Source organism: Chryseobacterium sp. 2TAF14 (genome assembly GCF_052115105.1).
GTDB lineage: Bacteria > Bacteroidota > Bacteroidia > Flavobacteriales > Weeksellaceae > Chryseobacterium.
On sequence record NZ_JBFRGA010000033.1, the window covers coordinates 23,453 to 30,286 of the forward strand.

4 protein-coding genes and 1 pseudogene are annotated in these 6,834 nt (G+C 34.4%); 1 reads left to right on the forward strand and 4 read right to left on the reverse strand.

The genetic code is table 11. The features are described from left to right. Window positions 1–107 precede the first annotated feature (107 nt). Window positions 108–871: pseudogene (locus AB4Y90_RS06045) on the forward strand (NAD(P)-binding domain-containing protein). A gap of 88 nt (window positions 872–959) precedes the next feature. Here AB4Y90_RS06045 and AB4Y90_RS06050 read toward each other — a convergent pair. The 4 genes from AB4Y90_RS06050 to AB4Y90_RS06065 form a co-directional block, all read right to left on the reverse strand. Then, entirely contained in the window at window positions 960–2,936 is a 1,977-nt protein-coding gene (locus AB4Y90_RS06050; protein ID WP_441556526.1) for a TonB-dependent receptor, read from the reverse strand. A gap of 119 nt (window positions 2,937–3,055) precedes the next feature. Further along, window positions 3,056–4,285 (reverse strand): MFS transporter, encoded by a 1,230-nt coding sequence (locus AB4Y90_RS06055; RefSeq protein ID WP_441556527.1) that lies wholly within the window; start codon window positions 4,283–4,285, stop codon window positions 3,056–3,058. Window positions 4,286–4,528: 243 nt separating this feature from the next. Continuing rightward, window positions 4,529–6,202 (reverse strand): glutamine--tRNA ligase/YqeY domain fusion protein, encoded by a 1,674-nt coding sequence (locus AB4Y90_RS06060; RefSeq protein WP_441556528.1) that lies wholly within the window; start codon window positions 6,200–6,202, stop codon window positions 4,529–4,531. Window positions 6,203–6,440: 238 nt separating this feature from the next. Continuing rightward, the coding region (locus tag AB4Y90_RS06065; protein ID WP_441556529.1) for an enolase C-terminal domain-like protein at window positions 6,441–6,834 on the reverse strand (394 nt) is incomplete at its 5' end.

Below are 6,834 nucleotides of genomic sequence, written 5' to 3' on the forward strand. Positions count from 1 at the left end.
TCAACTTCAATATTATGTTAAATTAAATAGAGTTTAAATATCAAAAGTATCGATTTTGACTTATTGTTAAAAGCCTTTAGCTTCAAGCTTTTTTGTAATTTTGTTAGATGGAAATTTTAGATATTCTGATTATCGGAGCAGGACCAATTGGTCTGAACTGTGCGCTCGAAGCCAAGAAGTACAACTTAAATTATTTAATCATCGAAAAAGGAACGATTGTAAATTCACTTTATAACTATCCTTTATATATGAAGTTTTTTTCTACGGCAGATAAATTGGAAATTGACGAAATCCCTTTTATCTCAACCGCTCCAAAGCCCGGAAGACAGGAAGCTCTGGAGTATTATCAGGGAATTACGAGACAGAAAAACATCAATATTAACCCATCGTTATCGGATCAAGTAATTCTTCGGTCGATGCCGCTTTGGAAACTTACAGAAAAGGAGCAGAAGTAACGATGATCATTCGTAATTCTGAGATTTCTGAAAATGTAAAATATTGGGTAAAACCAGATATTGAAAACAGGATTGCAGAAGGCAGCATCACTGCACATTTTAATGCTGAATTAATTGAAATTAAAGAACATTCTGTTATTTTCAAAGATAAAAATGGTAAAGAACACGAAATCGAAAACGATTTTGTCTTGGCAATGACAGGCTATCTTCCCGATTTTGATTTCCTTAAAAACTCAGGTATCGATTTGCAGGAAGAATGCTTGAACCCTGTTTACAACCCTGAAACTATGGAAACCAATATTGAAAATTTATATTTGGCAGGCGTAGTTTGCGGCGGAAAAGACACGCATCTCTGGTTTATAGAAAACTCAAGAATTCACGCAGAAATGATTGTTAAAAATATCCTTTCAAAGTAACGTCATCAAGGAATAACGTGACGAAGCAATCTCAATTTCATGATAAGCAAAATTAATAAAGATTGCTTCGTCGCTTCTCGCAATGACATTAAAAATCAACCTTCATTCCCAAGACAAAATTTCTTTTTGCAGCAGGGTTGTAATATCGGTTTCCAAAAGCATTGACATCAAACCCTAAAACATAATCTTCGTTATACAAATTCTGTATCTGAAAATATAAATTGACCCTCGATTTTTCAAAATCTACAGGAAATCTGAACTGGATATTTCCGATCAAACTATGTTCAGACCAAACCGAATTGGCATCGTTCAAAGGAATTTTTGAGGTGTAAAAATGAGAATAATCAACATTTAGCTTTTTGAAAAAAGTAAAATTTAATAAACTGTTTATTGTCGTTCCCGGAACTCCGGTTAAATCATTTCCCGAAAAATCATTTTCGTTTTGCTGATAATTTTTAAATTTAAAATCATAAAAACTTCCAGAAAATCTGAATTTAAACTGGCTGAAAAAGTCATTTTTAAGATCAAAGTTTTTAGATTCCAGCAAAACTTCGAAGCCTTTTTGAACGGTTTTCCCCGAATTGACAAAATATTCCTGTCCTGCTTCATTTTGGCGCCTTACAATGGCATCTTCAAGACGAAAATCAAAATAACTTGCTTCTGCAAAAAAGAAATTTCCAAATTGTTTCCGGATCCCGATCTCTTTATTCCAGCCGTATTCCGGGCTTAAATTTAAGTTAAATTGCTGATTCGAAGAACGAATTTCTTCATTAGTCGGTGCAGAATTTCCTTTTCCGATTTTCCCTCTGATTGAAAATCCTTTTTCTAAAAGGTAAGTTACTCCAAAATTTGGAAGCCATTGGTTTTTAAAATGAACTTTCCCGTTTTCTGTTCCTGGAAAAAGCCTTTCCCAATCGTAAGAATTTGAATTTAAACTGATAGAAATATCGGTGAAAAGTTTTTCGTTAAAATTTAATTTCTGCGAAAGAAAATAAAATCCTGAGCTGTTTTTTATCTGGTCAAAATTTTGCGGGTTGCCTTCAAAACCCAATCGGTAAGCTAAAGAAATTTTATCCCAGTTTTTTTCATAATTAAAATGCGTTCTCAGAGCAAAATTCTTTTCAAACCTGTTTTCAAAATTGCTAATAAAAGGGTTTTCGAAATCAACATAAGAACCTTGAACTAAAATAAAATGTAAAAAATTTGGTAAGAATTGATATTCATTTGAAAGCCCTGCCAAAATCATTTTATTTCTGATTCCTGCATTTTGTTCAGAAGCACCGGGAAGCGTTGCCGTTTTTGGTCTTGCCTGTTTTCTGTCAATATTCATTTGCTCCAGCGTCAATCCGCCCGGAGTTTGATAATCAAGATCAGAATACATAATCATTCCTTTTAAAATTCCTTTTTCAGAATACTGAAAATTATCTTTTATAAAAATCTGTTTCCGCTGAACTTTCGCCTGTTCACGATATGAATCGGTCTGATAATAATTTTGAAAAATTTCTACAAAATGTTTTCCCATTTGCTTTGAAAAATCAAAACTCTGGTTAAATGTCCCATAACTTCCGGTTGACAAATTTGCTGATAAATTTTCTGAAGATTTTGTTTTTAAAAGTATCGTTCCACCAGTTACAGCGCCATAATCTCCACTTTCCGGACCTTTGTAAATTTCCATCCGGTCAATAAGTTCGGGAGAAATCACATTAAAATAGGTGTTTCCTGAAGCATCAGATAAAATAAAATCATCAAGATAAACTTTCACATTCCGAACTCCAAAAGGCGAACGTAGTGTACTTCCACGAAGTGAAATTCTGTAACTTCCAGGGGAACGTTCTTCCATTCTTGCTCCGGAAATCTGGTTGATCGATTCCAGCATTCTTTCCGGTGTATTTTGATTAAGCAGATTTTCAGAAACTACCGAAACTGATTTGGTAGAAGCTATGAAAGTTGTCGGTTTTTTATATGCATCAATTTTTACTTCTGAAATTAAATTGACAGAATCTTTTTTCTGAGAAAATAAAATTGTTGCTGAAAAAAAAGGTAAAAGAAAGTATATTTTTGCCATCGGACAAAGAATAGCAAAAACTATACTGTTTAACGATGAAATCTAAAATTGTGGTATAAAAAAAGTCTTGTCAAAATTTAAACTTCGACAAGACTGACTTAATTATTCCTTTTTTACATTTAATCTAAAATTTCTTTTTTATCTTCAATCATCCACGGAACAATAAAATAGAAGGCAACAGCAATGATTGTCGCCAAAATTCCCGTACCAATCCATAAAATGGTGAATCCTAATTTTTCGGCAATTAAAGTACCCAAATAGGGAGTGACAATAAATGCAACCGAAAAAGAAATTCCATTCAGACCCATATAAGCTCCTTTATTATTTTGCCCTGATCTTAAAGCGGTAATCGTCGACATAAAAGGCAATGCCCAAATCTCACCAACAGACAGCAAAGTCATTGAAATCACTAAGGTTATAATACTGTAATCGAAGCCTAACATCGCATAAGAAAGTCCGCAAATGAAGGTTCCTAAAAACATGGTTCTGGCAAGACTCAGATATTTTTCGGCAATCTGAACGAGACCCATTTCAAGCAACACAACTATAAATCCGCTATAACCCAGTAAATAACCGATATTTTGCTGGCTTAAATGTGCGGTATCTTTGTAAAAAATTGTTAACGTACTGAATAACTGAAAGAAACAAATTGAAAAAAGCATACACAGAAAACAGTAAATTAAGAATTTACCGTCCCGATAAGGTGAATTTTCTTTTTTAATTTCAATCGCTTCTTGTACTTTTCTTGCTCTCAGTTTTGCCAGTTTATTACGTTTTCTGAAGAAAATAATATATAAAATTCCTGCCAATAAAGCAGCCAAAGCATTTGAAAGGAATAAAAATTCATAAGAAATGGCTGACAAAATTCCGCCTAAAGCAGGACCGATCGAAAAGCCTAAATTGACCGCCATTCGGTTTAAAGAAAATGCTCTTGTGATATTTTCAGGTCTTGCATATTTGGTAATCGCAACTGAGTTTGCCGGACGAAATGAATCGCTCACGATACTCTGTACTAAAATAATGGCAGCAACTCCTATTTCCGTTTTAAAAACCGGAATTAAACAAAACAAAGGAACGCTAAGCAATAAACTGAGATACTGAACTTTATATTCCCCAATTTTATCAGTAATAAAACCTCCCAGCCAAGAACCGATTACAGAACCGATTCCGAAAAAGCTAAGTACAATCCCCGTATTTTCTATGCTGAATTTTAAATGAGCCGTCATATAAACTCCCAAAAAAGGAAGTACCATCGAACCTGCACGGTTGATGAGCATTACGAGCGCCAACATCCAACTTTCCCGGGAAAGTCCTTTGAATGAGTTGGTGTATAATTTTATTATTTTCATAATTTTATTTTAATATTTATGATCATCGTTATTGTTTGAATTTTTAGATAGGACTTTATCCTATCCTTTGTTAAATCGTCCCTTTGGGACTTTTTAAACACAAACAGCACTAATTTTTTCACGAATTACACAATTTATATTTGTGAAAATTTGTGAATAACATTTGTGTGATTCGTGTTTAAATAAAAAAACAGGACTTAAAAAATTAAGCCCTGTTTCATTTATATTGGTATAAATAAATTTTTACTCCGGCTTATAAGAGTCTTTTAAAGTCACGGTTCTATTGAACACAAAATTTGTATCTGTAGAATCCTGATCTTTCGTGAAATAACCTATTCTCTGGAACTGAAGTGGTTCACCCACAGCAACATCCTTTAAACCAGGCTCACCAAATCCTTGAATAACATTGACAGATTCAGGGTTGATGAAATTCAAAAAGTCTACATCTTTTTCTGCATCAGGTTGTTCAACAGTAAACAATTTCTCGTAATTTCTTACTTCCACAGGAATTGCGTGTTTCGCAGAAACCCAGTGAATAGTACCTTTTACTTTTCTTAAACTTTCCTCGGTTCCGCTTCCTGACTTAGTTTTTTCGTCATACGATGCATAAATTGTGGTGATTTCGCCATTTTCATCTTTCTCTACTCTTTCACCTTTGATGATGTAAGCAGATTTTAAACGGACTTCACCGCCCAATTTCAACCTAAAGAACTTATTACCAGCTTCTTCCTTGAAATCTTCACGCTCAATATATAATTCTTTCGAGAACGGAATTTCTCTCGTTCCTGCATCTTCCTGCTCGTTATTATTTTCTGTAGTTAGCCATTCTACCTGCTCTTCAGGATAATTTTCGATCACTAATTTAATAGGATCCACAACCGCCATCACACGTTTGGCTACTTTATTTAGATCTTCACGTACGCAGAAATCTAATAATTGAATTTCAATTAAATTCTCTCTTTTTGCAACCCCTACTTTATCTATAAAATTCCTGATCGCATTTGCGGTGAATCCTTTTCTCCTCATTCCGGAAATCGTAGGCATTCTAGGGTCATCCCAACCGTTAACTACTTTTTCGGCAATCAACCTTTGTAGTTTTCTTTTGGAAGTAATCATATAAGAAACGTTCATTCTAGCAAATTCCCTTTGCTTGTTTTTCACCTTTCCTTCTTCATAAACCTGGTCTAAATACCAGTTGTAAAGCGGTCTGTGGTTTTCAAACTCTAAAGAGCAAAGCGAGTGCGAGATTTGTTCAATATAATCAGATTCACCATGAGCCCAGTCGTACATCGGATAAATTTTCCAGTCTGTACCGGTTCTGTGGTGAGGTTTATTCAAAATTCTGTACATCACAGGATCGCGCATATTCATGTTGGGCGAAACCATGTCGATTTTTGCACGAAGAGACATTGAACCACTTTCAAATTCGCCGTTTTTCATCCTTTCAAATAAATCTAAAGATTCTTCAACAGGACGATTTCTGTATGGCGATTCAATTCCCGGTTCTGCAGGATTTTTTCTTTGCTCAGTAATCACTTCAGAAGGCTGCTCATCTACGTAAGCTTTACCTTCTTTAATCAACTGAACTGCCCAATCGTAAAGCTGCTGGAAGTAATCGGAGGCGTACAAAACTTTATCCCATTTGAAACCTAGCCATTCAACGTCTTTCATAATAGAATCTACGAATTCCTGTTCTTCTTTTTCAGGGTTCGTATCGTCGAAACGAAGGTTTACGGGAGCATTGTATTTTTCACCCAAACCGAAATTGATGCAGATCGCTTTTGTATGACCTACATGCAGATAACCATTTGGTTCGGGCGGAAAACGGAAACGGATCTGATCATTTCTCAGACCGTTTGCCAAATCATCTTCGATAATTTGCTCAATAAAATTGAGTGATTTTTTTTCTTCTTCCATTAAAATTCGCTTTAAGATGTCGTGGTATCCGACAATTTGCAAATTTAGGAAAATTTAAGTGTTTATGAAAATGATAAATTTAAAAGTAAATTCACTTTAAATTGAAAATTTTTTCGGATATTTACATTCCTAATTTTAACATAATATCACCATGAAAAAAATAAGAAAGCATTTTTCTGATATTATTGAATATATCAAAAAGGCAATTTTTGTAAACGGGGTAGTTTAATCAACCGATTTACCCTTTAAAGAACAACTGTTCTCCGTTTAGATATAGGTTTGTTTCAAAATTATTCGTAAACAAACTTCCGGTACCCAAACCTTGAGGCATTTTATTTTCTTTTGTAAAAGTATATTGTGAGATCGCATTGAGACCAATATTACTTTCTAAAGCTGAAGTGATCCACCAACCGATGTGTTGCTGTTCAGCTAAAGACACCCACTCGTCGGAACCTGAAAAACCTCCTACCAAAGCAGGCTTTAAGATGATATATTGTGGTTTTATTTTTTCTAAAAGTTTCTTTTTTTCGTTGAAATCTATAATCCCGATCAGTTCTTCATCAAGTGCGATAGGAGTTGGAGTTTGTAGGCACAATTCTTCCATATCGTTCCAATTTCCAGCTTTTATAGGC

Bases quoted from the DNA above. Each gene is read 5' to 3' on its own strand.
- AB4Y90_RS06060 (WP_441556528.1), bottom strand. From the start codon at position 6,202: ATGGAAGAAGAAAAAAAATCACTCAATTTTATTGAGCAAATTATCGAA.
- AB4Y90_RS06050 (WP_441556526.1), bottom strand. From the start codon at position 2,936: ATGGCAAAAATATACTTTCTTTTACCTTTTTTTTCAGCAACAATTTTA.
- AB4Y90_RS06055 (WP_441556527.1), bottom strand. From the start codon at position 4,285: ATGAAAATAATAAAATTATACACCAACTCATTCAAAGGACTTTCCCGG.